Here is a 24,810-nt window from a genome sequence, read left to right as displayed (position 1 = left end):
TCAATCCCGGTACTTCGGTTCCGGTGGATCAGGCGCCGGGCCGAGCACGCTGAGCCATTTCCGGTGCAGCGCCAGCCACGTCCCGTCCCGTCGGATACGTTCCAGGCTGGCGTTGACGGTGCGGACCAGATCCTCCTGAGATTTGTTGACGCCGACGCCGTATGGTTCAGCCTCCAGGCTCGGGCCGACGATGTGCAGGTTGGGATCCTGTACGGCCATGCCGGCCAGGATCGCGTCGTCGGTGCTGGCGGCGTCCGCCTGACCCTGCTGAAGGGCGACCAGGCAGTCGTCCATGTTCTGCACGCCGAGGAGGGTCGCCGCCGGCGCGACCCGGCCGACGGTGGCAAGCGAGGTGGTGTCCACCTGCGCGCACACGGTCATTCCGGCCAGGTCGTCCGGGCCCTGCACCGGCGAATTCTTCGGCACCAACAGCCGTTGGTCCGCCTCGAAGTACACGGTGGAAAACGCGATCTCCTCGGCGCGAGCGCAGGTGATGGTCATTGCGTTGACGACGATGTCGACGTTCTCGCTCGTCAGCGCGTCAATACGCTCCGCCGACGTCAGCAGCCGGTACTCGACTTTGTCCGGGTCGCCGACCACGTCCCGGGCGATCTCGCGGGCGATATCCACATCGAAACCGTGCAAATCTGCGGACACGGGATCCCGAAAGCTGAACAGGTTGGTGTTCTGATCCAGGCCGACGATCAGCCGGCCTCGCCGCCGGATCGCCTCCACAGTCGGGCCGGCTTCGGTGGACGGGCGCAGACTGGCCGTGGCGTCGCAGTTCTCGGCCGCCGCTCCGGCCAACCTCGGCGCGACCGTGGCGCCGCTGGGCGTCGGAAGCGTGGTCAGTGAGGGGGACACCTCGACCAGCGGTTGGACGGTGGTACAGGCGGCCACCAGGGTCGCCGACAGCAAGAGCAGCGCGTTGGCGCGCATCAGTGGTACTCGCTCAGTCGCGGGGCGATACCGGCGACAACTGCAATTGCCGCGAACACACTGACAGCCGCGGCGCCCGCCGGAAGGGCGTTCAGCGCCGTATGGGCGCGTGCGATGCCGTCGCGCTGCCGTTCGCGCAGCCGCGCGATGTCCTGCTCCAACGCGGCGTCCAGCCTGGTGAACTGGGCGGTCGAGTACTCGCGCCCGCCACCTTGCGCGATAGCCACGGCGCCGGAATAGTCGCCGGTGGCCAGCTTGTCGGCGATCTCCTGATGGGAACGTATCCAGCCGCGCAGCGCATCGCCGGCTCCGGCAACCGGATGCTCGTCGAGCAGCCACCCGATCTGTGCCGTCCGTCCACCGAATTTGATGTCGGAGTAAGGGTCGGAGCCCCGTTCGAGCAGTCCGAGAATTTCGTCCGCGCGGGCCTGCTGGGCGAGAATCCGCGCGGTCACCGCGATGTCCAGCGGCTCACTTCCCTCCGTCCGTGCGCCGGCCGCAGCGTACGCCGAGGCCAGCCCGGCCACGGTCAGCCACACCGCGAGGCCTGCAGTCAATACCGACGCCAGCACCAGGCCGGGGCTGAGCCGACGATGACTGCTTCGGGCCAGCAACGCTTGCCCGACCAGCAACATGACAAGGACGAGCACAGCCGCCGCGATCAGAGCCCGTGTCGATCCCGCGGGGCGTTCCGCCGCGATGACGGCGTCCGCCTGCGTCCGGTACAACCGCTCGGCGCTCGGCAGGATGGAGTGCCGCATCAACGCCGACGATTCGCTCAGGTAGGCGACACCGACCGGGCTGTCGGCACGGTTGTTGGCGCGTGCGGTGGCCACTACTCCGGTGTACACCGCCAATTGGTTGGACAGGTCGGTGAGCAGTGTCAGCGAATGGATATCGTTGGGCGACACGCCGTTAGAGGCGGTGACCAGACCAGCGGACGCCTGCCCGATCGCGGCGTCGTAACGATCGCGGACGTCGTGCGCTTCGACGCCGCCGACCAGGAATGCGTCGGCCGCGGTCGTGTTGGCCAACGACAAGGCTCCGAAGATCCGCTGTGCTGCGTCGGCCAGCGGTTCGGTGCGCGAGTGGAGGGTCTCCAGCCCCTCCCGCTGGTCGGAAACGGCCTTCGACGCGATCAAGCCGAGAGCGAGCAGAGCCGCGACCAGCACGATGGCCAACGTCGCTATCCGGCCCGGCGTGGCTCTGAGGAAGTCGACGACGGGCCGTTCTGATTCCTCCGGATCGACGAGCAGTGACTCGTCGAGCGTGCAGGTCCGCTGGCGCGCCAGCTCACGGCTTTCCACCCGACACCACCTCGTCGTAGGTAGTTCGCACGGTAGCCCATCGGGTGCACGTTGAGCATGTGCTTGACGGTGATCGGCCTACCGCATGTGCATCCGGAACGGTGTCGGTTCGGTGTCGAGCAGCGCGGCCAGGGTGGGCCATGTCGTCTGCTCGCCGGAGACTGTGCGAGGTTGCCCGCCCGGCCGCAGTTCATCGACGCCCGCTTCGACGACCGCCTCACAGTCGGGTGCCAGTCCGTCGTCGACGATCAGTACTCGGTGGTCAGCGTGGTGTCCTCGGAAAGCAGCTTGGTCGGCGGGATGAACCCGGCGGTACCGCCGGTCGGCAGGCAGCCGATGCCGTGGTGGTGCCTCTCCTCGGGCGGCAGGAAAGCCCCGCCGTAGTGCCCCGCGCCCATGCTCTGCCGGGCGATCAGCTCACCGAACTCGTTCTCCCGCTCGGGTGCGAAGTTCCGCCAGGCATAGATGTCGGCCCTCCCCGCCGTGACATCCTCCGGGTCCACGATCGCGGTGGTGCCGCTGTAGTGATCGGCATGGTGGTGAGAGTAGAAGATCGCCTTGCCCAATCCGTACGACGTCCAACGCGGTCGTCCTGCCATCGTCTGCGATTGCCGTGCACGGTTGACGGGCTTTGCCAACGCATGCCGAGCAGAATGCCCGCATTCGCAGGCAATAGAAACCGCGGTCGTCGACAAGCCGGAGGAGCCCGAAGACGACGGTCATGGCCACGGCTACGGGCATCACCATCACTGATCCTGAACGATGAAGCACCCCCTGTTGTGCCGGGGGTGCTCTCGTCAGGGAATGACCGTTTCCGGCCTGCGGTGGGTCGGTCGACTCCTACGGATAGTCGCTCGATACCCGGATGCTGGTCACCGGTTTGTGCCATCGTTGAGGCATACCGCCCGGCCGTCTGGCGCGAGGTTGCTTCCCGGGCGACGGAACCGAAGGAGAAGGAGCCATGGTGGGACGACCCAACCGGCCAGGCAGGCCCCGACGCGATCACGACGGGTACCGGAACCCGGTGCCCCCGCCGGGCCCGCGTCCGCGCGCCGTCATCAGTTGCCCGTGCGGTTGCGGACCATGCCGTAGCGGCGACCATTGCCACAACGCCGGCACCGGGTGCAACATCCGATAGGGCACCGGCCTGGGCCCTGGCTGGAGTAGCGGCCCCGCGCTGTTCCGGCGCTCACGGGCATGGACAGAAGCAACCCGAGCGAAACGCCACACGCTTCGCTCACCGATCGGCGTCCGGGTCGCGCCGGATGTGTCGGCGGACGATCGCGACGGCACCGAGCACCAGCAGAATCGTCGCCGCAAGGTGCAGCCAGCGGCCACCGATGCCGCCGGGCTCGGCGGTCTTGAGGTCGTCCATGCCGCCGAGGAGCTCCAGGAGTTGTTCGAAGGTCGGCCCCTCGTTCACCCTGCCCCCGACGGGATCTGCCGACTCGATGATTCCAGACCGGACCTCCGACCTCTCGGAACAGCCGAGGTCATTGGCGTTCTCGACCACATGCACCGATGTCGGCAGACTCCTGTCCCGGTACTCGTCTTCCGGAACCAGCAGCAGACCCTCGAGGAGCATGGGGTTGTCGTCGTGCTTGTCGATCGCTACGGCGTAGGAGCCCGCGTCGGCCGCCACCACCCCTAGGTCCTGGTATGCGTAGCGGAGATTCACCGGGATGAGCTCGTCGGGAACGAGCTTCTGCAACTGCGGAATCGACAGCTCCGACACGGATGTGGGTACGCGATTGGGGTCGTAGACGACGTCCTTGCCAAAGAACTGGAGGGCATCGGGTGGCGAACGCATCTCGAGGCTCCGGTCCAGGCCCAGGGACTTCGACGTCACGGTGACGTCGTTGGCGGTCGCGGCGACGCGCATCAGCACCCGATAGCGGCCCGCCTCGGGGACACGAACGGGAATCTTGACGCGGGTAGCCCTGGGCAATCCGGTGAAGGAGCCGGACAGGGTGCCGAAGATGCCCGGGGTGACCATCTCTGTGCGGTTGAACTTGGTGAAGGAGAACATCAGAAAGAGTCGAAACATGGGCGAGAGATAGTAGGCCGAGGTGACGACGTCGGAGTTGAATGCGTTGCCAGTCGGAGTCGGCGCGAAGAAGCTCTTGGGGTGGTCCACCGACCAGATATCCAGCGCGGCCTCCTCCGGGTTTGCGGTGATGAGGTTGATCGGTTGCCCGCCCGCGGTACCGGCGAAGTCCGAAATGTACTGGAAGTCATAGCATCGACTCAGATCGAGCCGGTCGAAGACGGTGTTGAGGAACCCGTTCCAGGACGTGTCGAAGAGCAGCACCGGCCGGTCCGGCGGTGCGGGATCGCTCAGTCTGTACAGCACGAAACTGTCGTTTTCGTAGAGCCGCTTCACCTGCTGTGGAACCGCTTCGAGGCCCTCTCTCAGATAGCTCTCGATGTCCGGTAGGTACTCCGCGCCGACGCCCCGGTTGTTCTCGATCTGCTTGTTGAGTACGAGGTATTCCAAGCCCATGTCGCGGGCGATATCGACCCACCAATCCTGTTTGTAATACAAGGCTCTCAGTAGCAGGAAGAATTCGAACTTGTTCTTCTTGTCGCCGGTCAGGCCGTAGTAGAAGCTCGGCTGGTCCAGGTAGTAGATGTAGAACTTGTCGATGAATTTGTGCGGGACCTGGTCTGGACCGACGACCAGCTTGGCCGTCTCCGTCGGTGGTAACACGACGGTCTTGCCCTTCGGCAGCTTCTCCAGCTGGTCCTTGAGGTCCCCGAGGTCCTGTAGGGGGTAGGCCGACAGAAAGTCGTCGAAGTCGCCGCTGCCATATGCCGAGCGGTACGTCGCGTTGGACAGTAGCGGCGCAAAAAGGAGAAGGCTCAGTACGAGAGTGAGCGCCACCGGCACCATAGCCGAGCCCCGGGCAGATCGCCGCTTCCGTTGCTTCCCAAGTTTTACGACAGACGTGCTGCGCCTCCTGGTACGTGCCTGAAGTCTCCGGCCGAGTGCCCCGAGGGCCCACGCGATGGGGAGTGCGAGCAACAGTGGTCCCAGCATGAACAGGATCAACTGGAAACGGTGAGGGAAGCGCAGAACCTGTACGACAGTGGACGCAAGCGAGAGGGTGATGTCGCCGGCGGTGGCGTTGACCTCCGCCACCGAACGGGTCAGCGCGGCAATGGAACGGTGGAACGTCGGAAACCAGGTCGGGTCGCCATAGCCGACGGTGGCCCACACCGCGAACGTCACGTTGACGTAGATGACACCGAAGAGCTGGCGCTGCGGTCGGCCGGCCAGCAACGTCCGGCGCACCGCGGGCACCGCGATCGGGACGAGGATCAAAGCCGTGTAGACGATGTTCGAAACCCGGGGGACCTTGGCGAGGTAATCGCCGAAGTTGATCTTGTCCATGATCCCGGCCAGGTCCCAGGACAGGATGTGAACCAGCGAGACCGACGCGTCGCGGATGAAATAGTAGTCACCGGGCACGGTCTCGGAGAGGTCGGCCACCCCCCGCAGCGCGACGAACTTCACGAACAGGGCATAGGGAATCAGCGCGAACACCACCAGCGCGGCGAGCGACCAGCCACACTTCATGGTCGTCGTGGTGTTCAGCTTCACCAGCAGCGATCGGAGTCTGGCGTATCGTTTGTCGGATCGGAGAAATTCGCCGAGCTGGGTACGGCGGGCGTGCACCGGCACCCGAACCGACGCCCAGCACCTCCTGACGTTGCCGGAGCGGACGAACTTGGCCGTCTCACCGAGGACGAGCGTCAGCACGGCCAGCCCGAGGAACAGGGCGAAGAGAACCAGGTAGTGAACGGCCGGATTGAGCAGTGTCACAAGGCAAGCAGCGATCATCCGGCGGCCCCAGCGCGAGTCCCTGAACAGCATCGCGTCGAGCATCAGGAAGGCGCTGATCGTCATGAGGCACAGGCCCAGCACCAACGTGTAGAAGTGGGTGACCTTGGCGTAAATCATGATCATGTAGATCACGGCGGTGGGTGCGCCGGTCGCGAGGTATACGGCGGTCGCGGACAGGGAGGGGAAAGCCCGTCGGATGAACCACGCTGTGGTCAGGTAGGCGGCGCTGACGATGGTTGGTAGCACGAGCAAGATGGCGAACGGCAGCACCGTGTAGTACCGCAGCCATGTCGTGAGGAACGAGTACCTGACCCGGAACTCGTATCCGTTGGTCAGTTCGTTGAATTCGCCCAACGCCTGCTCGAACAACTGGCTGCTGGGGTTGAAGAACGGAACCAGCTCGTCGCCGACGAGCACCCGCGTGCCGGCGAGGATGTCCGGGATCGCGAGTGCCACGTCGCGGAAGACCACGAAGCTGGCGACGAAGTACAGAGCACAGACCACCAGGGCGACCCGCTGGTGGGCGTATCGATCTGCGCCGAAGAGTGCGCGGTGACGTCCGGCGGGACCATTCTGCACATGCCGAGTCCCGGCGGGCGCGGCGCCTCCGGAGGACTCGGCGTCGGTCGTCACGCGCTGAGCAGATCCCATGTTCGTGCGGGGGCCGCGACCCAGGAGCGCACGGCCGCGAATCCGGCAGCGGACTCGTGGCGCTTGGCGGCCGCGACCGAAGCCATCCGGTCACGCTCCGACTCAAGGGGGTTGACCGCGCGCAGGATCGCCGCGGCCAGGGCGCCGGCGTCGAGGTCGGCGGAGACGTCGAAGGACCGGTCCTCCATTCCGAGTTGGGCGGCGAGCTCACGCACTTTGACGTCGTACGGGAGTGCGACCACGGGGCATCCCATCACGACCGACAGGATGATGGCGTGCAGGCGCTCGCTCACCACGAGGTCGCAACCGGCGACGATCGCGGCGACCTCCTGGTGATCGGCTGGCGCATGAATATGCGTCGGAGCGTCGAGGCGTCCGAACACCTCCTGCAGCACCTCGAGGTCGGTTCCGCGCTTGAAGCCGCACTGCATGGGCAGTGCGTGGAACTCGACGTCGCGCGCGCCGGCGACCTCGCTCAGCGCGGCGACGAGCCGATCCAGGAACTGATCCCACTCGTCGGCGACGTCGACGTCTTTGTTCAGATTGACGGCGACGCGCAGCGGCGATCCGTTCCTGCCTCCCGCCGAATCGAGTGGGCTGCGAAGCCAATCCGGTTCGCGTACCCACACGGCATCGGGCACGAGCCGCAGCTTGTGCGCCGGGCAACCGACGGACAGGGCGAATCGATGGGAACCCGCGTCGCGCACCGAGATCAGCCAGACCAGTCGCAGGATCGCCCGCACCAACAACCTGCCGGGCGCGGATTCCACCGGTCCGATCCCGACGTTGGCCATCAGGACGGGCTTTCCCATCAGGCGGGCCAGCGACACCACCCCGAGGACCATGGTGAGCGTCGCATACCTCCATCGGCCCACCGATCTGTAGAGCTCCTTGAGGATGTTTCCACCGCCGAACACGACGACGTCGCAGTGCCACAGGTTGCGGAGCAGCCCGACGCGGTCGCTGCCGGTGTCGAACACCGTGACATCGAAACGGTCGGACAGCTGTGCGGTAGTGACCTGCGGGTCATAGGAATTGACCGAATACCTGTTGTCCGAACCGAGTTCGGTGAGGAAGGTGTCGAGAAGCAGCTCGTCGCCCACGTTGGACTGGCCATGGGTTCCCAGGAAGAGGACGCTTCGTCGCCGGTGCTGCGTGCGGGCGAGGTCGGCGGTCGTTGACCCGGCAGCTTTGTGCGTGGCGGTCATCTTATCGACCTCCGTGCTCGTCGGCCGTCTCGACTGGCTGGGAGAACTGCCGGTCGGTCCGATTGTCGCAGAGGTGAGCCACGCCCACCAGCACCGTTGTGACGATCATGGCGACGACCTGTGCCATCGTCATCGCCATCGGTGTGGCGCCGAAGCTGATCAGGAGAAACGTCTGAAGTGCGGCTCCGAGAAGCAGGGCACCAGGAGCGAGCCAGCGGTCGCTGGCGAGATCGATGCTCGCGACCAGGTTGGCCACGGCGAACAGCGCGGTCGCCAGCGCGTACGGGACGAGCAGATCGACGGCGTCTGCGTAGCCGTCGCCCAGCAGAATAGGGGCGACACGGTGGCCCAGCAACGCGAGTCCGACGACCCCGACTCCGCAGATTGACACGACCATGGCCAGCGCCCGCACCAACGCCCGGTGCCGTTCTTCGGGACCGGTGGCGCGCGCGACAACGGGAAATGTGCTCTGCACGACCGCCCAGGACAAGAAATACAGGGCTCGGCCGATGATCGCGGCGGCCGCATACGTGCCTGCCGCCTCGGGGTTCATGACTGCCTTGGCCAACACGACGTCCCCGTTGGCGATGACTACCTGGCCGACGAGCAGGACCGTGGCGGCCACAGATACCGCGGCCACCCCGCCCGGCCTCGGCGTGATGTCGGCCCGCCTGCTGTGGAGAGCGCTGACTCGGTGGCGGGCGGTGACCCCGGATGCCACGAACGACAGCGAGATCGCCACCGCGGCCCCCACCACCCCGAATCCCAGTGCGAGCATCACCAGGGCGATCACCACCCTGGTGGCGGCCTCAGCGGCATAGCTGGCCGCCAGACGTCCCAGTCGTAGGTCGCCCTGAAGCGCCCCGCGCATGACGGCCTGCGCCAGGTATACCGGAAGCCCGACACCGATCACGGCGAACACCAGGGGCGTGGACGTGTCGAAGATTTGGGCCAGGGCCGGCGAACCCAGCACCAGCGCGAACCCGACGGCGCCGCCGACAGCCCATGCCCAGCGCGTCAGTCTGCGGCGGGCCTCGACGCCTGCCGGGCCACCGATCGCGTTGTTGCGGGCCGACAGCAGTTGGAGGGTCGCGGCGGCCGCGGCAGCCACCAGAACCAGGTTGACCGCCAGGTTGGCATCGCCGAAGTCGGCAGGACTGAGGAAGCGGGCGAACAAGAGGTTGAGCAGGTAGTTGGACGCGCTCACCCCGAGAATCGTCACGGTGAGGATCAGCGTGCCGTTGAGCTGCTGGCGGGCGGCGCTCGTGCCGGCGTGCAGTTTCCGGGCCGCGGTTGGGGATTCGGTAATTGTCACGCATCCCATGCTCGGGGACCGCGGTCAAGCGGGTGCCCTCAGAATTCTCAAGAAGTGGTCAAGGTTGACGAGACCGCGCCGCGGCAGCCGTGGGAGTCCGGACCCGGCCGCCCGCAAACACACCCCGAAACTTGAGAATCACTTGACATCGCGCCCCCGGGCTTCTTGAAGCGCCGGCAATACGTTCGGGTCCGACACGAAAGGACCCCTGGCGATGACCTACTCCGATTTTCAGGTTTGGCGTGACACCAAAGTGACTGGGAAACTAGATGTTTCGGTGGTTGTCCCGGCATACGACGAAAGCGACCGGATTGTGCCGACGATCGGCGCGATCTCGGCGCACCTGTGTTCCTCCGGGCTCACATGGGAACTGATCGTCTCCGACGACGGCAGCGGCGACGGCACCGCCGAGCTGGTCAGATCGTTGAACCTGGCCAACGTGACGGTGCTGGAGCCAGGGATCAACCGTGGCAAGGGCGCGGCTGTTCGTGATGGTGTGCGCGCGGCGCGCGGCCGCTACGTGCTGTTCAGCGACGCCGACATGTCGACTCCGATCGAGGAGTTCGACAGGCTCCTCGATGCCATCAGGAACGGGGCCGGTGTCGCCGTGGCGTCCAGGGCGGCTGACGGGGCTGAGGAACGCGGCCGGGGCCGGCGTCGCAGTCTGATCAGCGCGGCACTGCGCGGCGGCGTTCGGAAGGCCACAGGCGTGCGGATCAAAGACACCCAGTGCGGTTTCAAGCTGTTCACCCGCGAATCGGCCGAGGCGCTGTTCGGGTCCTCGCGCGTCGACGGTTTCTCGTTCGACCTGGAGATCCTCTGGTTGGCCCAGCGCTGGGACATCGCGGTCAACGAGATCCCGGTCCACTGGATCGAGGCTCCGGGCTCCAAGGTCAGCCCGGGGCGCGAATCGCTGCGCTTTCTGCGCGACGTCGCCGTGTTGCGGTATCGCGCCCTCCGCGGCCACTACGCCGCCGCGATGATCGCCACCGCTGCCGCCTGACATGTCCGGCGCAGCGCACAACCACCGTTCATCGGGTCGTAGCACCCCAGTCGAGACCAGGAAGACAATGAAAGCGATCGAACAAGCCGTCCACACCACCGCCGCGGGTCCTGACGGACTGCGACTCGGCCTGGTCACCGCATATCCGCCGAGCCAGACCACCCTGAACGAGTACGGCTATCACCTGGCGCGCCACCTCGGGGCGAAGCCCGAGGTGGGCGAGCTGGTCATCCTGCACGACGACGTGCCGGCTCCGATCACCGACCTGCCCGGGAACGCGAGGGCGGTGCCGGCCTGGCGGTATGGCTCGCTGCTGAATCCGGTCAGGATCGTCAGGGCGGTCCGGGCGTCGCGAGCAGACGTGGTGCTGGTGAACGCCCACTTCACCAGCTTCGGGGCCGGCAAGGTGGCCGCCGCCTTGGGACTCCTGCTGCCGTTGCTGCTTCGCGTCAGCGGAACGCCATCGGTGGTCCTGCTGCACAACCTGGTGGACACCGTCGACCTCGAGCAGGCCGGGTTCTCGTCGAACCCGGTGCTGACGAGGATCCTGTCCTTCCTCGGTCGTCTGGTGACGCGACTGGTCCTTGTCGCAGACAAGGTTTGCGTCACCATGCCCCAATACGTGGATGTGCTGCGCACGAAGTACGGCGCGAGGAACGTCTACCTGGCACCTCACGGGAGCTTCGAGGAGCCGGATCCCATCGAGCGGGGGCGTGACGCCGCGCCGTCGCTGCTGGCCTTCGGCAAGTGGGGCACCTACAAGAAAGTCGAGGTCCTCCTCGACGCCCATGAGATCCTGCGCTCGCGCGGGATCGACGCCGAGGTCGTCATCGCCGGCACCGACAGTCACAACGCGGTCGGCTATCTGGCGGGCGTCAAGGAGAAGTACCGCGGTCTGCCGGGCGTCAGTTTCACCGGGTATGTGCCCGAGGAAGACGTCCCCGGCGTGTTCGGCGCGGCCGACGTCGCCGTCTTCCCGTACACCAGTACGACGGGCTCTTCGGGGGTGTTGCACCAGGCCGGGTCGTACGGGTGCGCGGTAGTGCTGCCCGACATCGGAGACCTGGCCGAATGCGTGCGCGAGGAAGGGTTCGCGGCTGTCACTTTCGACGCGGGCGACGCAGAGGACCTCGCCTTGGCGCTGCAGGCTCTTCTCGACGAACCCGACAGGATGATAGCGATGGGGGAGGCGAACAGGGCCGCAGCGTGCGGGATCCCGCTTGCCGACGTTGCCGACTGGCATCTCGCACATCTCCAGGAGGCTTCCGGCCGGGCGTGATCGGGTGTCTGCGGATCACACAGTCGGCGACGCACCACCGATGCCACCACACCGAACTCGGGTGTGGTGGCATCGGTGGTTGGTGGGGCCCGGCATCGGCCGGGTACGCGAAGACGACGGGGTGTGATTTCTTGAGACGATCCTGACGATTGCCAGCCTGCTGCCTTGCATCTGGCTCCCTACGTTGAGTGGCGAGGCCGACGACCGGCCTACCGAAACAACCGGAAGCAAGCAGCAAGAGGTATTTGCACGATGACAACTTCGATGTCAGTCGCCGACCGGCCGGCGCTATCCGCCCCGAGGGGCGTCCACAATATCGTTCTGCCACATCGCTTCGACATCCACGAGGTCGCTGAGTTCGAGTCGTCGATCGGTCTGCCGATCGCGGCGGGAAGCGTGCTGGTGGTCGACGCGTCCGTGGTTCGATACATGGACCGGGCCGGGATGGACTCCCTGATCGAGGCCAGGTTGCGGTGTATCGACCACGGCGGTGAGATGGTTCTCGCCGAGCCGAGTATCGCGGCCCGCGTCATTCTCGAGTTGTCCGGACGCTACGACGCTCTGAACCCAATCGAGACGGCGGAGCAACAGCCCATCCCGGCGGGTGCGGCGTGAGCGTCACCATCCTCAGCTCCCAACCCGTCGTCGGTGCGGTCGAGGCGATGAGGCTCAGGGACAACTTCACGCTGGCCGTCGAGGCTGGCAGCACCAGTGTCATCCTCGATCTCACGGGCGTGCAGGAACTTTCGGGGGCGGGATTGGCCGCCGTCACCAACATCGCCACGCGTGGCAGGAGGAACGGTTTTTCGGTCCGGGTGTTGCTGCCCGACGAGAATTCCGCGGCGTCCTGCACCATCGACCAGGCCGACCTCAGGCGGTTTCTTCGTCCGGGAGGCGTGTGGAACTCCTTGCCGACCAAACAGACTGGGTCGGCTGACCCGGCAACCGGCCGGACCGGCAGGAACTCGCGGTTCATGAAGTATTTGCCCGGGCAGGGCGCCCGCACTCGGACCGGGCGCGCAGCACGATGATCGTGGACACGCAGGCCCGACACGATGATGGCGTCGCCGCGGTGGGGAACTGGGTCGACCGACTACTGTGGCGTGGCGAACTGCACCGAGTGGGCAACTACGCCGCCGTGCGCAATCGGTTCACCGGTGAATTCATGCTGGTCCGTCCGCTGTGATCGCACGCATACCCGAAGTGGTGTCAATTGCGAGCCTAAACGCGCACTACGGCCTACGAAGCGACGGCGAGCCGTTCGACGTGGTCGACGCATGCAGGTCCCTGGACGCCGACGTCATCGCCCTGCAGGAGGTCTGGTGGCCCGATGGGGGAGGCGGATGGATCGATGAGCTCCACAAGGACGGCTATCAGCTGGCGGAGCTTCGGCTGGCCCGAGCCGGCCTGTCGCCGAACCCCGATGTTTGCCCGGAACCGGCAGACGGTACCGGGTGGTGGGGCGTCGCGATAGCCAGCCGGATTCCGCTGACGAACCCGGAGCCGATCGACATCGGCAAAACCCCGCTGGACGCCGCCGGACGCCGTTCTGCGCTGCGTGTGGGGGTGAACACCGGGCGTGCGGAGCCGATCTCGGTGACGGCGGTCCACGCGACTCACTATTTCCCGCTCGCACCACTTCATCACCGCCGCCTGGCCCGGCTGCTACGTGGATCCACCAGATCGGTGGTCTGCGGAGACTTCAACCTCTGGGGCCCACTGACCGGACTGAGTTTCCGGAATTGGCAGCGGCCCGCGCGCGGGCGCAGCTTTCCCGCGCACCGGCCTCACAGCCAAATCGATCACGTGCTCGTCACCAGCGACCTGCAGGTCGAGCACGCCGAGGTGCTCGGCGACGTCGGTTCCGACCACCGTCCGTTGCGGGTGCGGGTGGCGATCGGACCGCCCAGCGGACTCGTCTCGCCGGACTCGCTTCTTGAGCCGATCTTGACCGCTGGCAGCCGTCGACCTTGCATCTGCCTCCCTACTTTGAGTGATGAAGCCGACGGTCGGCCAACCGGTTCAACCGGAAACGACCAGTAAGGGGTGATCCCGACATGGACGCGAACCTTCTGACTACCTTCCGCAGCACACGCCGGATGCGCCGATCAGCCTGGGGCGCTCCGGAACCGGTGTATCAGAAGCGGTCGCCAGTCACCCGGAACGGGACGATCCGCCGACCCGCCCACCATTGACCCTTGAACGTCCGGCGATCAGTGCACACTGGGAGTGTGCGGGTACTCATCGTTGAAGATTCACCGGAAGTGGTGGCGACGCTGCGGGCGGTTCTGGTCCAGGACGGCCACCAGGTCGAGGTTGCCGACAACGGACGCGTCGGCCTCGAACTCGTCTCGTCGTTTCAGCCGGAGATCGTTCTGCTGGACGTGGTCCTGCCCGAGGTCGACGGACTGGAGGTGTGCAGACAGTTGCGGGCGTTCTCCGACGCCCACGTCATCATGCTGACCTCGAAGGATCACGAAGTAGACCGCGTCGTCGGGCTGTCGATGGGCGCCGATGATTACGTCACGAAACCCTTCTACCCCAGGGAGGTGTCGGCGCGAATAGGCGCCGTGGGTAGACGAGCCCGAACTCCGATGAACGATCCCGCCGTCCGTGAGCGGGTGTTCGGGGATCTTCGGATCGAGCCAGAAGCCCGAAGGGTGACAGTGGCCGGCGAAGAGGTGGCGCTCACCAAGAAGGAGTTCGACCTTCTCGACACGATCACCGCACGCCCGAAGGTCGTCCACACGCGCGAGATGCTACGAGACGCGATCTGGGGTCCGGACTGGTTCGGAGACGACCATGTTGTCGATGTACACATCGGCAACCTGCGAAAGAAGATCGACAGGGCGGGCGGTACCAGTCGGATCGAGACAGTCCGAGGGGTCGGCTTTCGGGTCGCGGGCCGCTGAGGGTCGCCCGACCGTTCTATCTGAGCTCCAGCGCACCGGAGCGGACGGTGAGATGGAGCTCGACTACCGGTGCGGAGGTGTCCAGCCGGTCGCGGATCAGCCCGAGCACGAACTGATTCGCATCATCCGCCGTGCCTGTGTACGCCTGCCCGGCGGGGGTTTCGATATCGAGAATCAACAGCTTGCCCGAACGTGCGGCGACCTGTTGCCAACCCCCTTCATAGGCCGAGACGATGCCTGCCAGCGGCATCTGAAATCCGGATCCGTTGCTTGCGAGGTCTTCCCGCGCGTAGTCGGTACCCGCCGTGTTCAACAGACACGCCGTGTTGTCGATGACAGATCGCATGTCCGAGAGCAGATTCCTCAATTCGCCGATCTGTTGAGCGCTCATCGGCTCGTCTTCTGACAGCGACTCGGCCAGGAAGAACAGCGCGGTTAGCGAGGTCCGGAGGCCGTGAGACACCGCCGACAGGCAGCGCTCTCGTTCGGCTACCGCTGCGGTGGCCGCCCGCCGCGCCGCCTCGAGCTCCGATGTTCGCAGCGCGAGCTTTTCCTCGAGCTGTTGGCGGAGCTCCCAGCGATCGGATGCAACCCGCTCGGCAATGGCCTCCGCCTGCAGCCGCGCCGATCTCTCGCGGGCAAGGCGACGTTCGAGCCGCTCGGTCGCCGAGCGGTCGGCGGTCTCGCTCAACTCGCGCCTCTGATGCGGATGGTGCAGCGCGAATCCCCCCGGTGCTTGCAGCACGGCTGGTCTACGACCACGTTTTCACCGTAATGATCGGCGGCCCCGAGAACCAGCCCCTCGGCCAGCGTGCACATCCGCCGGACCGACAGGTAGTCCAGCTCGAGGTCGTCTCCGTTCTCGCGCAGCGCGAATCGCGGCACCGAAGCTCCTGGATAGAGCTTGAGCACCTGCGGATGGATCACGTCGTTGACGTTCGGCAGGAACTCGCGGAGCGAGGTCGGAACCTCGACCGAACTCGTATAGCGAGTCATCAGGGGTTTGAAAGTGAGCCGTCCGAGCGTCCGCAGGACGTCGTCGACCGACGTGTTGAGCCGATCGGCTGCCGAATCGGCCAGCGCGACCAACTCGGCGTCCGGGTAGTTGCCCAGTACGGTGTACGCCCCCTCGAGGCCGGAGCTGACCAGCAGGTCGTCCCACATCTCCTCGCCCCACTCGCGTGTCACGGCTTCTTCGACAGCGTTGAACAGCACACCTTTCATGGGGCTCCTCCGAGATCGACGGGTTGGCCGAGCTTGGCCCGCAACTTTTCGATGCTGGCATCGATCAGTTTGTCTAGTCGTTTGTCCGACACCAGGGAGACCGGGTCGGCGGACTCCTCGATTGCTCTTAGCTCGGCGGCCAGCGCGGTCGCGCCGAGCATCGCGCTGGGGGAGCGTATGGCGTGGGCGCTACGGCGTACGGCGTCCGCGTCGAGCTTCGCCGCCATCTCACGCAATGTTTCCAGCCGCCTTGGCATTTCGTCGACGAATGTGGCCACGACTGTCCGCAGCGCGACGGCCCCGAGTTCGTCGAGCAGCCGATCGACCCGCGCCTCGTCGAGTACGGGAGCATCGTCGGTGGTCCGACCGGGACTGCCGGCCTCGGCCGATGAACCGCTGCCGTCCGCCTGGGCCGCACCGACGAGGCGACCGATTTCCGCGGCGAGAGTCGACAGCAGCAACGGCTTACCGAGAAAGCCGTCCATCCCGGCTCTTTCGCAGGCGTCGCGGTTGGAGCCGACCGTGGACGCGGTGAGCGCGAGGATGGGGAGGTGGGCGCCGGTACCGCGTTCGCCGGCCCGGATGCGGCGGGTCGCCTCGTATCCATCCATGACCGGCATGTTGCAGTCCATCAACACCGCATCGATACCGCCCGACGCAATCCGGTTCACGGCTTCGGCCCCATCGGCGGCCGACTCGCAGGCGTATCCGAGCTTCGTCAGCTGAGCCTCCACCAGCATCCGGTTCGTCGCGTTGTCGTCGACGACGAGGATGGTTCTGTGAGAGCCGGTTTCGGTGGGTTCGATCTCGCGGCCGGGTTCGGCCGCCTGTGGCTCCGTCTCCGGCAGCGGGACGGTGAAGTGGAATGTCGATCCGTGACCTTCGAGGCTGGCGATCTCGAGCCCGTTGCCGCCCATCGCCTTGACCAGCCTGTCGGAAATGGCCAGCCCCAGGCCGCTGCCCGCGTCTGCATCGGAACCCCACACCTGCGCGAATGGCTCGAGGATGCGGTCGATCTGTTCGGCGGGGATGCCGGGCCCGGTATCGGTGACCGCGAAACGGACCAGATCGTCGGAGGTACCGTCACCCGCCGGCGACACCTCGACGTCGATGCGGCCCTCGCGGGTGAACTTCTTGGCATTGGTGACGAGGTTGTGCAGCACTTGGTGGAGCCTGTCGGCGTCTCCGATGCGGCAGTCCGAGATGGTCGGGTCGACCGAGTATTCGAGCCGCAGGCCTTTCGCCTCAGCCTTCAGCCGTGACATCTGAATGACCTCGTCGACCATCTTCCGAAGCCGGAACGTTTTGGCGGCCAGCTTCGTGCTGCCGGCGTCCAGGCGTGCGAGGTCGAGGAGATCGTCGAGGAGCCGCGTCAGGCGTTCCGCCTCCATCCGGACCCGGCGGGACCATTCCGCGGCCTCGTTGCGGCCCTCGGAAGACAGCTGATTCTCCAGCAGCTCGGCGAAGCCGAGTATGGCGTGAATCGGTGAGCGGATCTCGTGGCTGACCGTCGCCACGTAGTCTGACTTCTCCCCGGCCAGCGCGATGGCGAAGTCGAGTGCCTGCTGAAGTTCGCGCTCCACCTCGACCTGCATGTCGATGCTGCGCAACGCGACGATCACCCCATCAGTGGTGCCCTCGGCGTCGGAATAGGGCTTTCCGTGACCTTCGACCCAGCGGTAGTCACCGTCGGCGGTTGCGACCCGAAAGCGCGCGACGGCCGCCTTGCCCGCGGCGTTCTCGGCCAGCGCGCCGAAGACGGCCTCGAGATCGTCGGGGTGGATGCGGGGGACGAAGTCGCTGTTGATCCACAGCTCGGCGGGCCAGCCGAACGCGTCTCGGATCGACGGAGACACCCACACCGGCCGGCCGTCCCGCAGGTGAACGACGACGTCGACGGCGTTCTCGGCGAGTATTCGGTACCGTTCTACCGCCTGGGCGCGCTGACGCTCGATCTCCGCTCGTTCCTGCGTCTGTACCAACTGGTCGGCCATCAGTCGCTGGACACGCTTGCTCAACACGAAAAACGGGACTCCGAGGATAAGGGTGGCCAGTGTCACCGACAGCACCCACACTTGGTCGCCGCCCAAGCCGAAAGCCAGCAACACCAGCCGCCAGATGGCGACCCAGATCGGCACGAGAAGGAGCGTCACGACCAGGCGCACCAGCATCCTGCGATCGGGCCGGGCCACCAGCCAGGCGACCGGCTGCCGGTCCGGGCGGACAGCGACGGCGGCATTGACGAGCAGCACGATCCCCGCGGCGGTCGCCGCATTGATGCCGATCGACGGCGATGCTCCCAGCATCTCGGCCGCGTCGAACAAGGCGGTCACAAGGGCGATCAGGGGCAGAGCCGAAGCAGCGGCGATGCACAACGGCCAGGCCGTCGTGGCCCAGCGACGCTCCAGTCTCAGCAATACGACCGCCCCCGCTAGCGCGAGAAGTGATACCACCGCCTGAAGGCTCGGACGGCCGGGCCACGTTTGCTCCAGTGCGCTCACGGCACCGGGGAACAAAATGCGGTCCAGACCGAACGGCACACCCCTCGCGTACTCCGCGGCGAACACCACCGCAACGGCGCCGGCCGAGGCCGCCAGGAAGCGTCCTGCCCATACCCGGGCGCGGGACGGTCGTCCCGACTGCAACAGGATCGCGACTCCCAGTCCGGCAAGAAGCGCCGCACTCCAGGGCATCATCTGTGGCCAGTCCGGATTGATCCAGGTCAACGGAGCTATGCCGGCCGACCAGTTCAGCCAGTCGACCACGGCGATCGCCAACACCAGTGCAACAGCACCGCGAATCCACCAGATCAATGGTGTGTGTGCGTCGGTCCCCACTACCCGAACCACCTCTCAGCGATTGGAGCGTACTCGGCAGCGGTCGAGTGTTCGGCGCATTTGCCGAGCAATCCGTGCCTGCGTTCGGGAAAGCGGCATAGGCTGATACGCAGCATCGCGAACAGCAGGGGAGGAAACATGCCCCTCATGCCTCTGCGTCACGCAGTAGCCGGGCTGGTTGTCACCGCGGCCGTGATCGGGTCGGCGCCGCCAGCCGGTGCCGGCCCGTTGGACCCGATCCCGGGTAACGGTTTCTTCCTCGTCGGTCAGGACGTGGCACCGGGCCTCTACCGGACAGCAGGGACGGCGTCGACGTTCGGGGTGTGGATCAACGATGTGCCGACTCAGGATTCGATGTGCCTGTGGTTCACCTACAGCACGCCGGATGACAACAAGGACCATGTCGTCGCGACGAACATGTCCATCGGCCCGATGTACGCGAACATCAATGAGACCGTCCAGGCCTTCGAGTCGCGGAACTGCCAACCCTGGATCCGTGCGACCTGAGCGACGGCGATGTCATGCTGCTCACCCGGCGTCAGTCGAGGTATTCCATCGTCCAGATCGGCGGACCGATCACCTGCACCAGGAACTTGGAACCGGCCGCGGCGTCGGCGGGGCTGCCGATGTGAGGGTGGCTTCCCTCGTAGGTCGACAACCACCCCTGCTCCGGGCCGGGGCAGCTCATCCGCAGGCTCCATTCGGCACCGTCGGGCAGCCGATGCCGCATCAGTAGTCCTTGTCCGCGCAGCATCTGGACGATCTCGTCGACCCCGGTGCCGTCCTCGGCGCGGTTGGAGTGAAAGACGTCGTAGGTGGTGATGCGGTCACCGGCGTGGATCTCGAACAGGTGCGGATAGTCGTAGTCGTGGGGCAGCACGTGGGTTTCCAGCGCACCGCCACCGGGAACCTGCGGCTCACGACCGCACTCGGCGATGAGCCCGAGCAGCCGGTCCCGCGGGAGCAGGAAATGCCGCAGGACCAACTCCGCCTGCCGACTGGTCGTGTTCTCGGTGTCCAGCGCAACGCGAACCTCAGGCGGCAGATCGCCGAGGTCCAGCGGCCAGACCTTCGAGTGCTGCCAGGCCAGAAATCTGTTGATCGACTCGAGGTCGGTCAGCAGTTCACCGTCGTCGGTGGTCAGCTCAAGTGGGTGGAACATCGCAGGTGGCTCTTCCCTCGATCGGACCGGGATCCGCGACTGCGCCCGCGGCCGGCCGGTGCTGTCGCGATCAATTGCCCAGTATGGCCGGTGGCAGAGGCCAAAGTGCCCGGGAATACCATGGTTTCACCCGATGACCGTCATCGTCCGGGTCGGGCGTCAGCATGACCGAATCTGTCGGTACGCCACGAGGAGCAGCGATATGAGCATGACGGAGTACCGCCCCGGAACCGCGTTTCCCGGGCGGATGGGCCGCACCATCAGTGAATCCGACCCGGCGTGGCCGGCACCTCAGCGGGCTGTGCCGGGCGCGCCCAACGTGTTGTTCATCGTGCTCGACGACACCGGTTACGGCCAGTTCGGCTGCTACGGGTCGCCGATCAACACACCCAACCTCGATCGGCTCGCCGCCAACGGCCTGCTCTATACGAACATGCACACCACCGCGCTGTGTTCGCCCACGCGGTCGTGCGTGTTGACCGGCCGCAACCATCACTCCAACGCGATGGCGTGCATCACCGAGGGCTCTACCGGCTATCCCGGGTCCAACGGCGCGATCCCGTTCGAGAACGGCTTTCTGTCGGAGATGTTGCTTCAGCACGGCTACGCGACGTACTGCGTCGGCAAGTGGCACCTGACCCCCGCCGAGCAGGTCAGTGCCGCGGGTCCGTACGACAGGTGGCCGCTGGGCCGGGGCTTCGAGCGCTACTACGGCTTCCTCGGCGGCGACACCCACCAGTACTACCCCGACCTGGTCTTCGACAACCATCAGGTGGAGCCGCCCAAGACGCCCGAAGAGGGCTATCACCTGTCCGAGGATCTCGCCGACAAGGCCATCGGGTTCGTCGCGGACCTCAAGCAGGTGGCGCCCGACAAGCCGTTCTTCATGTACTTCGCCACCGGCGCCAACCACGCCCCGCACCAGGTCGCCAAGGAGTGGTCGGACAAGTACCGGGGCAAATTCGACGACGGCTGGGACGCCTACCGCGAGAAGGTGTTCGCGCGGCAGAAGGAACTCGGCATCCTGCCCGCCGACGCCGTGCTGTCCCGGCACGACCCCGACGTCGCGCAGTGGGACGACCTCTCGGCCGACGAACGCCGGCTGTACGCGCGGATGATGGAGGTGTTCGCCGGGTTCTTCGAGTTCACCGATCACCAGATCGGTCGTCTGCTCGACTACCTCGAGGGCATCGGCCAGCTGGACAACACGCTGATCATGCTGATCTCCGACAACGGCGCCAGCGCCGAGGGCGGCCCGCACGGTTCGGTCAACGAGAACAAGTTCTTCAACAACGTTCCCGACGATCTGCAGCAGAACCTCGCCGCCCTGGACGACCTCGGCGGCCCGCAGTACTTCAACCACTACTCGTGGGGATGGACGTTCGCCGGAAACACCCCGTTCCGGCGCTGGAAGCGGGAGACCTACCGCGGCGGGGTGGCCGACGGCTTCATCGTGCACTGGCCGGCCGGCATCGGCGCGAAGGGCGAAGTGCGCCACCAGTACGCGCACGCCATCGACATGGTGCCCACCGTCCTGGAGGCCCTGGACCTGCAGCCTCCGGCCGCCGTGCGCGGGGTCACCCAGTCCCCGATCGAAGGGGTGAGCATGGCGCATACCTTCGATGCCGCCGACGCCCCCACCAGACACCACACCCAGTACTTCGAGATGTTCGCCCATCGTTCGCTCTACCACGACGGTTGGCGCGCGGTCTGCCCGTTCCCCGGCGCCTCGTTCACCGAGGCCGGGGTGAGCTTCGGCATGCTGGAGCTCACCGACGAGCGGCTGCGGGAAATCGACGCGACCTGCTGGGAGCTCTACCACGTCGACGTCGACCCGGCGGAGACCGTCGACCTCGCCGAGCACGAACGGCCGCGGCTGATCGAGATGATCGCGATGTGGTACACCGAGGCGGGCAAGTACAACGTGCTGCCGCTGGACAGCCGCGGCACCATGCGGTTCGCCGATGAGCGTCCGCAGATCACGCCGGCCCGCACCGAGTTCGTGTACTTCCCGGACACCCAGGTGGTTCCGGAGAACGTCGCGGCCAAGGTCCTCAACCGCGGGCACACGATCACCGTGGACGCCGAGATCGCCGAGGGCGACCAGGGTGTGCTGTTCTGTCACGGCAGCGGCATCGGCGGGTACACGCTGTTCGTCCAGGACGGCACGCTGAACTATGTGCACAACTACGTCGGCGTCAAGGAACTCCACGTGGGCTCCAGCACGCCGATCGCGCCGGGCCGCCACGCACTGCAGTACCGGTTCGAGCCGACTGGCGCCCCGGACCTGATGAACGGCAAGGGAACTCCGGGCCGTGCGCAGCTGCTCGTCGACGACGTCCCGGTCGGCGAGGCCGACTTCGACGTCACCGTCCCCCTCGCGCTGGGTATCGGCGGCGGCGCCTCGGTCGGGCGCAATCCCGGGTCGGCGATCACGACGCGCTATGCGCCCCCGTACCCGTTCACCGGAACCATCCACACCGTGAAGGTGAGTCTGGCGCAGACCTCGCACGAGGATCCCGAGGAGACCAAGAAGGCCGAGGCGCGGGTAGCGATGTCGCGCCAGTAGCCGGCCCGCACCGTCACCCGGGCAGTGACCGGATCCATCCGGCGAGTCGGTCCCACAACAGGTGCCGGGTGCCCGCGGAGTTGTGGCAGTGCGCCGACTTCGGCAGCACGTAGAGGGTGACGTCGCGCGACGAATAGAACGGCCTGGTCTCGTCGCGGTGACACGGCGTCGAGTCGCGGTCGCCGAACCCGACGAACACCGGGCAGCGGATTCGGCCGGCGTGGTCGGTCGCGATGAACGGGACGATGGACAGCGGCCCGGTGACGCCGGGCAGGGTGGTGCTGGTCAGATCGTCGGCCGCGATGACGTCCTCGGGGACGTCGTCGGCGTAGAAATGCTCGCGCAACGCGGGCATGGTCCGGTCCGCCTGGAACGGCGTGTCGAAGGCGCCGGAGCGGGCCGGGCCCATGATCGACTCGAAAGTCGGTGCGCCGACCGGGGTGTCGTCGCCGAACGTGACGATGGGACCCGACGTCCCGTAGCCGAGCGACACGACGGTGTCGAAGCTCTCGTGCAGAGACTGCTGGAAGATCGCCAGCATCGCTCCCATGGAGTGCCCGACACCGACGACCGGGCCGATCGGCAACGGCGGCAGGCCGGGAAGCAGGCTCCCGTCGGCCGCGCGGGCGCGCAGCTTGGTCAGCGCCGCCGCGTTGACGGCCGCCACGACGTCGGGGGTGAGCTCGGCGGCGCGTGGGTGCCCGGAACTCTCACCGACGCCGATGTGGTCGACGGCGATCACCAGCATGCCCTGGGCGGCAAGGTGTTCGGCGAAGCTGTAGCCCGGCCGGCCGGGCACCTCGAGGTGCCAGTACGCCTTGGTGTAGCTGCCGCCGGGCAGGCAGAACAGCAGTGGCACGGGACCGTCGGCCGCGTCCTGCGGAGGGAAGGCCCAGGTCGCGATGTGGTGTTCGCCGTCCAGGGGGATCGACCCGGTGACGTCGACGTGCACGCTCGGCGGTGTGCTCATTGTTTCGCCGCGGCCTCGACCATCTTGGCGGTTTGTTTGGCGATGAAGGCGTTCCAGTCCGATGCCCGCTCGACGAGCACGTCGCGAACCTGGTCGTCGGTGAACACCATGAAGGTGTCGTCGGCGATGGCCTCGGCGACCTGTTCGCCGACCACATCGGGCATCAGCACGCCGAACTGCTCACCGGGATAACCGGTTTGGACCGGCGGCCCGAAGGTCGGCGGCATGGTGGACACGATGTTGGTCAGCGTGGGGCCGGGACACAGGACGGTGACGCCGATGCCCTGCGGGGCGAGGTAGAGGCGCAGCCCCTCGGAGATCTGCACGATCGCCGCCTTGGTCGCCGCATACGGCATCCGGTCGAACGAGTAGGTGTACAGGCCGGCGAACGACGCGGTGTTGACGATGTGGCCGTGCCCCTGCGCGATGAGCAGGGGGAGGAAGATCGCATTGCTGCGGACGACGGACATCAGGTTGATGTTGATGATCCGTTCCCACTCGGCGACGGGCAGGTGATCGGGACGCCCGGAGGTCAGCACCCCGACGTTGTTCATGACGATGTCGACGCCGCCGAACCGGTCCTTGGCGAACTCGGCGAGATCGGAGAAGGCTTCCTCCGAACCGACGTCGCAGACGAACGCCTCGGCCTGGCCGCCGGCTTCCCTTATCTCGGCGGCGACCGATTCGGCGCGCTCGGTGTCGACCTCGGCCACGACGATCCGGGCTCCGCGCGCGGAAAGCGAGAGCGCGGTGGCTCGGCCGATTCCGCTGCCACCGCCGGTGATCAGCGCGGTGGCGCCGTCGATCGTCGTCACGGTTCAGCCTTCTTCCGGGTCGTCGGGCGATATCCGCTGCCAGGTTTCGTCGGCGACCTTCTGCAGCACCCTGCCCTTGGCGAAGGTGTGGTATGCCGAGAACTGCAGGATCGCCTCGTTCATCTCGGTGCGGCCGATGTCGTGGGATTGCAGCGCCGATCCGACATGGGAGTAGATGGGGCCGATCGCGCCGGCCAAACCCGCCGCGGCGACGGTGATCAACCGCCGCTCCCGGCGGCCGAGACCGGGGCGCCGCCAGAGGTGGCCGAAGACGAAGCCCAGGATGCCGGCCTGGAAGTATGGCGAATCCCGCGCGGGTGCCGGCAGCAGGCTGATGTCGACAAAGCAGCGCTCCCCTTCGGCCAGGCGTTGTTCGTGATCGGTGGGACCGAGCGATTCGACTGGAAGATCGGGAAGCGGTGCGATGTCCTCGCCGCGCTCGGCGGCCAACCGGGCGTACTGGGTCTTGACCGCCACCTCCGCCTCGGAGCCTCTGGGCCAGCCGCAGTACACGGCGAATTGCAGCACGAACTCGAGCAGCTCCGGGTAGGAGATGTCGCCACTGGCCAGGGCCGCGTAGACGTGTTCGTTGATCACCTCGGTGGGCTCGGTGGCGCACACGCACGTGAGGGTGACGAACCGGCGGTTCCGCCTGCTCAGCCCCGGGCGCTTCCAGATCTGCGCGGTGAGCGGGTCGGCATCCATCACGTCGCGGAAGGCGGGTTCGGCCTCGGTGCTCATGACTGCCCCTCTGAAGTTGTCCGCCTGAACT

Annotated in this window: 22 protein-coding genes; 9 read left to right on the top strand and 13 right to left on the bottom strand. The window is 66.4% G+C overall.

Annotated elements, in window-relative coordinates; all coding sequences use genetic code 11:
• The 6 genes from JDV09_RS13480 to JDV09_RS13455 form a co-directional block, all read right to left on the bottom strand.
• Complete coding sequence (locus JDV09_RS13480; RefSeq protein WP_221369638.1) at window positions 1-939, bottom strand: glutamate ABC transporter substrate-binding protein; 939 nt, start codon at window positions 937-939, stop codon at window positions 1-3.
• Window positions 939-2,111 carry a GlnX family signal transduction membrane protein gene (locus JDV09_RS13475; protein ID WP_308124120.1) on the bottom strand — a complete coding sequence of 391 codons (1,173 nt, stop codon included), beginning with the start codon at window positions 2,109-2,111 and terminating at the stop codon, window positions 939-941. Before JDV09_RS13475 ends, JDV09_RS13480 begins: the two co-directional genes overlap by 1 nt.
• Before the next feature lie 383 nt (window positions 2,112-2,494).
• The gene (locus JDV09_RS13470) at window positions 2,495-2,845 is read right to left on the bottom strand and encodes an MBL fold metallo-hydrolase (protein ID WP_221369636.1); all 351 of its coding nucleotides are present in this window, start codon (window positions 2,843-2,845) and stop codon (window positions 2,495-2,497) included.
• A 638-nt stretch (window positions 2,846-3,483) separates the two neighbouring features.
• Window positions 3,484-6,363, bottom strand: coding sequence for a hypothetical protein (locus tag JDV09_RS13465; RefSeq protein WP_221369635.1), 2,880 nt, complete (start codon window positions 6,361-6,363; stop codon window positions 3,484-3,486).
• Window positions 6,364-6,722: 359 nt separating this feature from the next.
• Window positions 6,723-7,952 (bottom strand): polysaccharide pyruvyl transferase family protein, encoded by a 1,230-nt coding sequence (locus tag JDV09_RS13460; protein ID WP_221369634.1) that lies wholly within the window; start codon window positions 7,950-7,952, stop codon window positions 6,723-6,725.
• A gap of 1 nt (window position 7,953) precedes the next feature.
• Complete coding sequence (locus tag JDV09_RS13455; protein WP_221369633.1) at window positions 7,954-9,267, bottom strand: oligosaccharide flippase family protein; 1,314 nt, start codon at window positions 9,265-9,267, stop codon at window positions 7,954-7,956.
• 277 nt (window positions 9,268-9,544) lie between these two features.
• Between JDV09_RS13455 and JDV09_RS13450 the strand changes: the two genes are divergently transcribed.
• The 7 genes from JDV09_RS13450 to JDV09_RS13420 all read left to right on the top strand — a co-directional run bounded on the left by JDV09_RS13450 (window position 9,545) and on the right by JDV09_RS13420 (window position 14,461).
• Window positions 9,545-10,270: a dolichyl-phosphate beta-glucosyltransferase gene (locus JDV09_RS13450; protein ID WP_221369632.1), complete on the top strand. Its 726-nt coding sequence runs from the start codon at window positions 9,545-9,547 to the stop codon at window positions 10,268-10,270.
• 67 nt (window positions 10,271-10,337) lie between these two features.
• Window positions 10,338-11,549, top strand: a complete 1,212-nt coding sequence (locus JDV09_RS13445; RefSeq protein ID WP_221369631.1) for a glycosyltransferase — start codon at window positions 10,338-10,340, stop codon at window positions 11,547-11,549.
• Window positions 11,550-11,813: 264 nt separating this feature from the next.
• On the top strand, window positions 11,814-12,164 hold the full coding sequence (locus JDV09_RS13440) for an STAS domain-containing protein (RefSeq protein ID WP_221369630.1): 351 nt from the start codon (window positions 11,814-11,816) through the stop codon (window positions 12,162-12,164).
• Complete coding sequence (locus tag JDV09_RS13435) at window positions 12,161-12,580, top strand: STAS domain-containing protein (protein ID WP_221369629.1); 420 nt, start codon at window positions 12,161-12,163, stop codon at window positions 12,578-12,580. The genes JDV09_RS13440 and JDV09_RS13435 overlap by 4 nt, the downstream gene beginning before the upstream one ends.
• Window positions 12,577-12,735 carry a hypothetical protein gene (locus tag JDV09_RS13430; RefSeq protein ID WP_221369628.1) on the top strand — a complete coding sequence of 53 codons (159 nt, stop codon included), beginning with the start codon at window positions 12,577-12,579 and terminating at the stop codon, window positions 12,733-12,735. Before JDV09_RS13435 ends, JDV09_RS13430 begins: the two co-directional genes overlap by 4 nt.
• Window positions 12,732-13,592: an endonuclease/exonuclease/phosphatase family protein gene (locus tag JDV09_RS13425; RefSeq protein ID WP_221369627.1), complete on the top strand. Its 861-nt coding sequence runs from the start codon at window positions 12,732-12,734 to the stop codon at window positions 13,590-13,592. The genes JDV09_RS13430 and JDV09_RS13425 overlap by 4 nt, the downstream gene beginning before the upstream one ends.
• A 188-nt stretch (window positions 13,593-13,780) precedes the next feature.
• Window positions 13,781-14,461: a response regulator transcription factor gene (locus JDV09_RS13420; RefSeq protein ID WP_308124117.1), complete on the top strand. Its 681-nt coding sequence runs from the start codon at window positions 13,781-13,783 to the stop codon at window positions 14,459-14,461.
• Window positions 14,462-14,477: 16 nt separating this feature from the next.
• On the opposite strand, the gene JDV09_RS13415 is transcribed toward JDV09_RS13420, so the two are convergent.
• From JDV09_RS13415 to JDV09_RS13405, 3 genes are read right to left on the bottom strand one after another with little or no spacing between them, the layout of a single operon-like run.
• A complete protein-coding gene (locus JDV09_RS13415; RefSeq protein ID WP_221369625.1) occupies window positions 14,478-15,152 on the bottom strand; it encodes a histidine kinase in 675 nt (224 codons plus the stop codon).
• On the bottom strand, window positions 15,149-15,685 hold the full coding sequence (locus JDV09_RS13410; protein WP_221369624.1) for a heme NO-binding domain-containing protein: 537 nt from the start codon (window positions 15,683-15,685) through the stop codon (window positions 15,149-15,151). The genes JDV09_RS13415 and JDV09_RS13410 overlap by 4 nt, the downstream gene beginning before the upstream one ends.
• Window positions 15,682-18,522, bottom strand: coding sequence for an ATP-binding protein (locus JDV09_RS13405; protein ID WP_221369623.1), 2,841 nt, complete (start codon window positions 18,520-18,522; stop codon window positions 15,682-15,684). The genes JDV09_RS13410 and JDV09_RS13405 overlap by 4 nt, the downstream gene beginning before the upstream one ends.
• Before the next feature lie 138 nt (window positions 18,523-18,660).
• On the opposite strand from JDV09_RS13405, the gene JDV09_RS13400 reads away from it, so the two are divergent.
• A complete protein-coding gene (locus tag JDV09_RS13400; RefSeq protein ID WP_221369622.1) occupies window positions 18,661-19,029 on the top strand; it encodes an Rv1352/Rv1906c domain-containing protein in 369 nt (122 codons plus the stop codon).
• Window positions 19,030-19,060: 31 nt separating this feature from the next.
• Here JDV09_RS13400 and JDV09_RS13395 read toward each other — a convergent pair whose 3' ends face one another.
• Window positions 19,061-19,684 carry a hypothetical protein gene (locus JDV09_RS13395; RefSeq protein ID WP_221369621.1) on the bottom strand — a complete coding sequence of 208 codons (624 nt, stop codon included), beginning with the start codon at window positions 19,682-19,684 and terminating at the stop codon, window positions 19,061-19,063.
• A 202-nt stretch (window positions 19,685-19,886) separates the two neighbouring features.
• Here JDV09_RS13395 and JDV09_RS13390 point away from each other — a divergent pair, with 202 nt between their 5' ends.
• Window positions 19,887-22,253 carry an arylsulfatase gene (locus JDV09_RS13390; RefSeq protein ID WP_255605294.1) on the top strand — a complete coding sequence of 789 codons (2,367 nt, stop codon included), beginning with the start codon at window positions 19,887-19,889 and terminating at the stop codon, window positions 22,251-22,253.
• A 13-nt stretch (window positions 22,254-22,266) separates the two neighbouring features.
• Here the strand turns inward: JDV09_RS13390 and JDV09_RS13385 are convergent, their stop codons facing one another.
• The 3 genes from JDV09_RS13385 to JDV09_RS13375 are packed head-to-tail and all read right to left on the bottom strand — an operon-like array spanning window position 22,267 to window position 24,779.
• Window positions 22,267-23,223 carry an alpha/beta hydrolase gene (locus JDV09_RS13385; RefSeq protein ID WP_221369620.1) on the bottom strand — a complete coding sequence of 319 codons (957 nt, stop codon included), beginning with the start codon at window positions 23,221-23,223 and terminating at the stop codon, window positions 22,267-22,269.
• The gene (locus JDV09_RS13380; RefSeq protein ID WP_221369619.1) at window positions 23,220-24,038 is read right to left on the bottom strand and encodes an SDR family oxidoreductase; all 819 of its coding nucleotides are present in this window, start codon (window positions 24,036-24,038) and stop codon (window positions 23,220-23,222) included. The genes JDV09_RS13385 and JDV09_RS13380 overlap by 4 nt, the downstream gene beginning before the upstream one ends.
• 3 nt (window positions 24,039-24,041) lie before the next feature.
• A complete protein-coding gene (locus JDV09_RS13375) occupies window positions 24,042-24,779 on the bottom strand; it encodes a carboxymuconolactone decarboxylase family protein (protein ID WP_221369618.1) in 738 nt (245 codons plus the stop codon).
• Window positions 24,780-24,810 lie beyond the last annotated feature (31 nt).

The organism is Mycolicibacterium xanthum, from assembly GCF_019710635.1.
Lineage (GTDB): Bacteria > Actinomycetota > Actinomycetes > Mycobacteriales > Mycobacteriaceae > Mycobacterium > Mycobacterium xanthum.
The sequence above is the reverse complement of the archived record's forward strand: the minus strand, read 5'-3'. Positions and strand labels throughout refer to the sequence as shown.

Coding starts and splice junctions, on each gene's coding strand:
- JDV09_RS13480 (WP_221369638.1), bottom strand. CDS start 939: ATGCGCGCCAACGCGCTGCTCTTGCTGTCGGCGACCCTGGTGGCCGCC.
- JDV09_RS13470 (WP_221369636.1), bottom strand. CDS start 2,845: ATGGCAGGACGACCGCGTTGGACGTCGTACGGATTGGGCAAGGCGATC.
- JDV09_RS13460 (WP_221369634.1), bottom strand. CDS start 7,952: ATGACCGCCACGCACAAAGCTGCCGGGTCAACGACCGCCGACCTCGCC.
- JDV09_RS13445 (WP_221369631.1), top strand. CDS start 10,338: ATGAAAGCGATCGAACAAGCCGTCCACACCACCGCCGCGGGTCCTGAC.
- JDV09_RS13440 (WP_221369630.1), top strand. CDS start 11,814: ATGTCAGTCGCCGACCGGCCGGCGCTATCCGCCCCGAGGGGCGTCCAC.
- JDV09_RS13430 (WP_221369628.1), top strand. CDS start 12,577: ATGATCGTGGACACGCAGGCCCGACACGATGATGGCGTCGCCGCGGTG.
- JDV09_RS13410 (WP_221369624.1), bottom strand. CDS start 15,685: ATGAAAGGTGTGCTGTTCAACGCTGTCGAAGAAGCCGTGACACGCGAG.
- JDV09_RS13400 (WP_221369622.1), top strand. CDS start 18,661: ATGCCCCTCATGCCTCTGCGTCACGCAGTAGCCGGGCTGGTTGTCACC.
- JDV09_RS13395 (WP_221369621.1), bottom strand. CDS start 19,684: ATGTTCCACCCACTTGAGCTGACCACCGACGACGGTGAACTGCTGACC.
- JDV09_RS13390 (WP_255605294.1), top strand. CDS start 19,887: ATGAGCATGACGGAGTACCGCCCCGGAACCGCGTTTCCCGGGCGGATG.
- JDV09_RS13385 (WP_221369620.1), bottom strand. CDS start 23,223: ATGAGCACACCGCCGAGCGTGCACGTCGACGTCACCGGGTCGATCCCC.
- JDV09_RS13375 (WP_221369618.1), bottom strand. CDS start 24,779: ATGAGCACCGAGGCCGAACCCGCCTTCCGCGACGTGATGGATGCCGAC.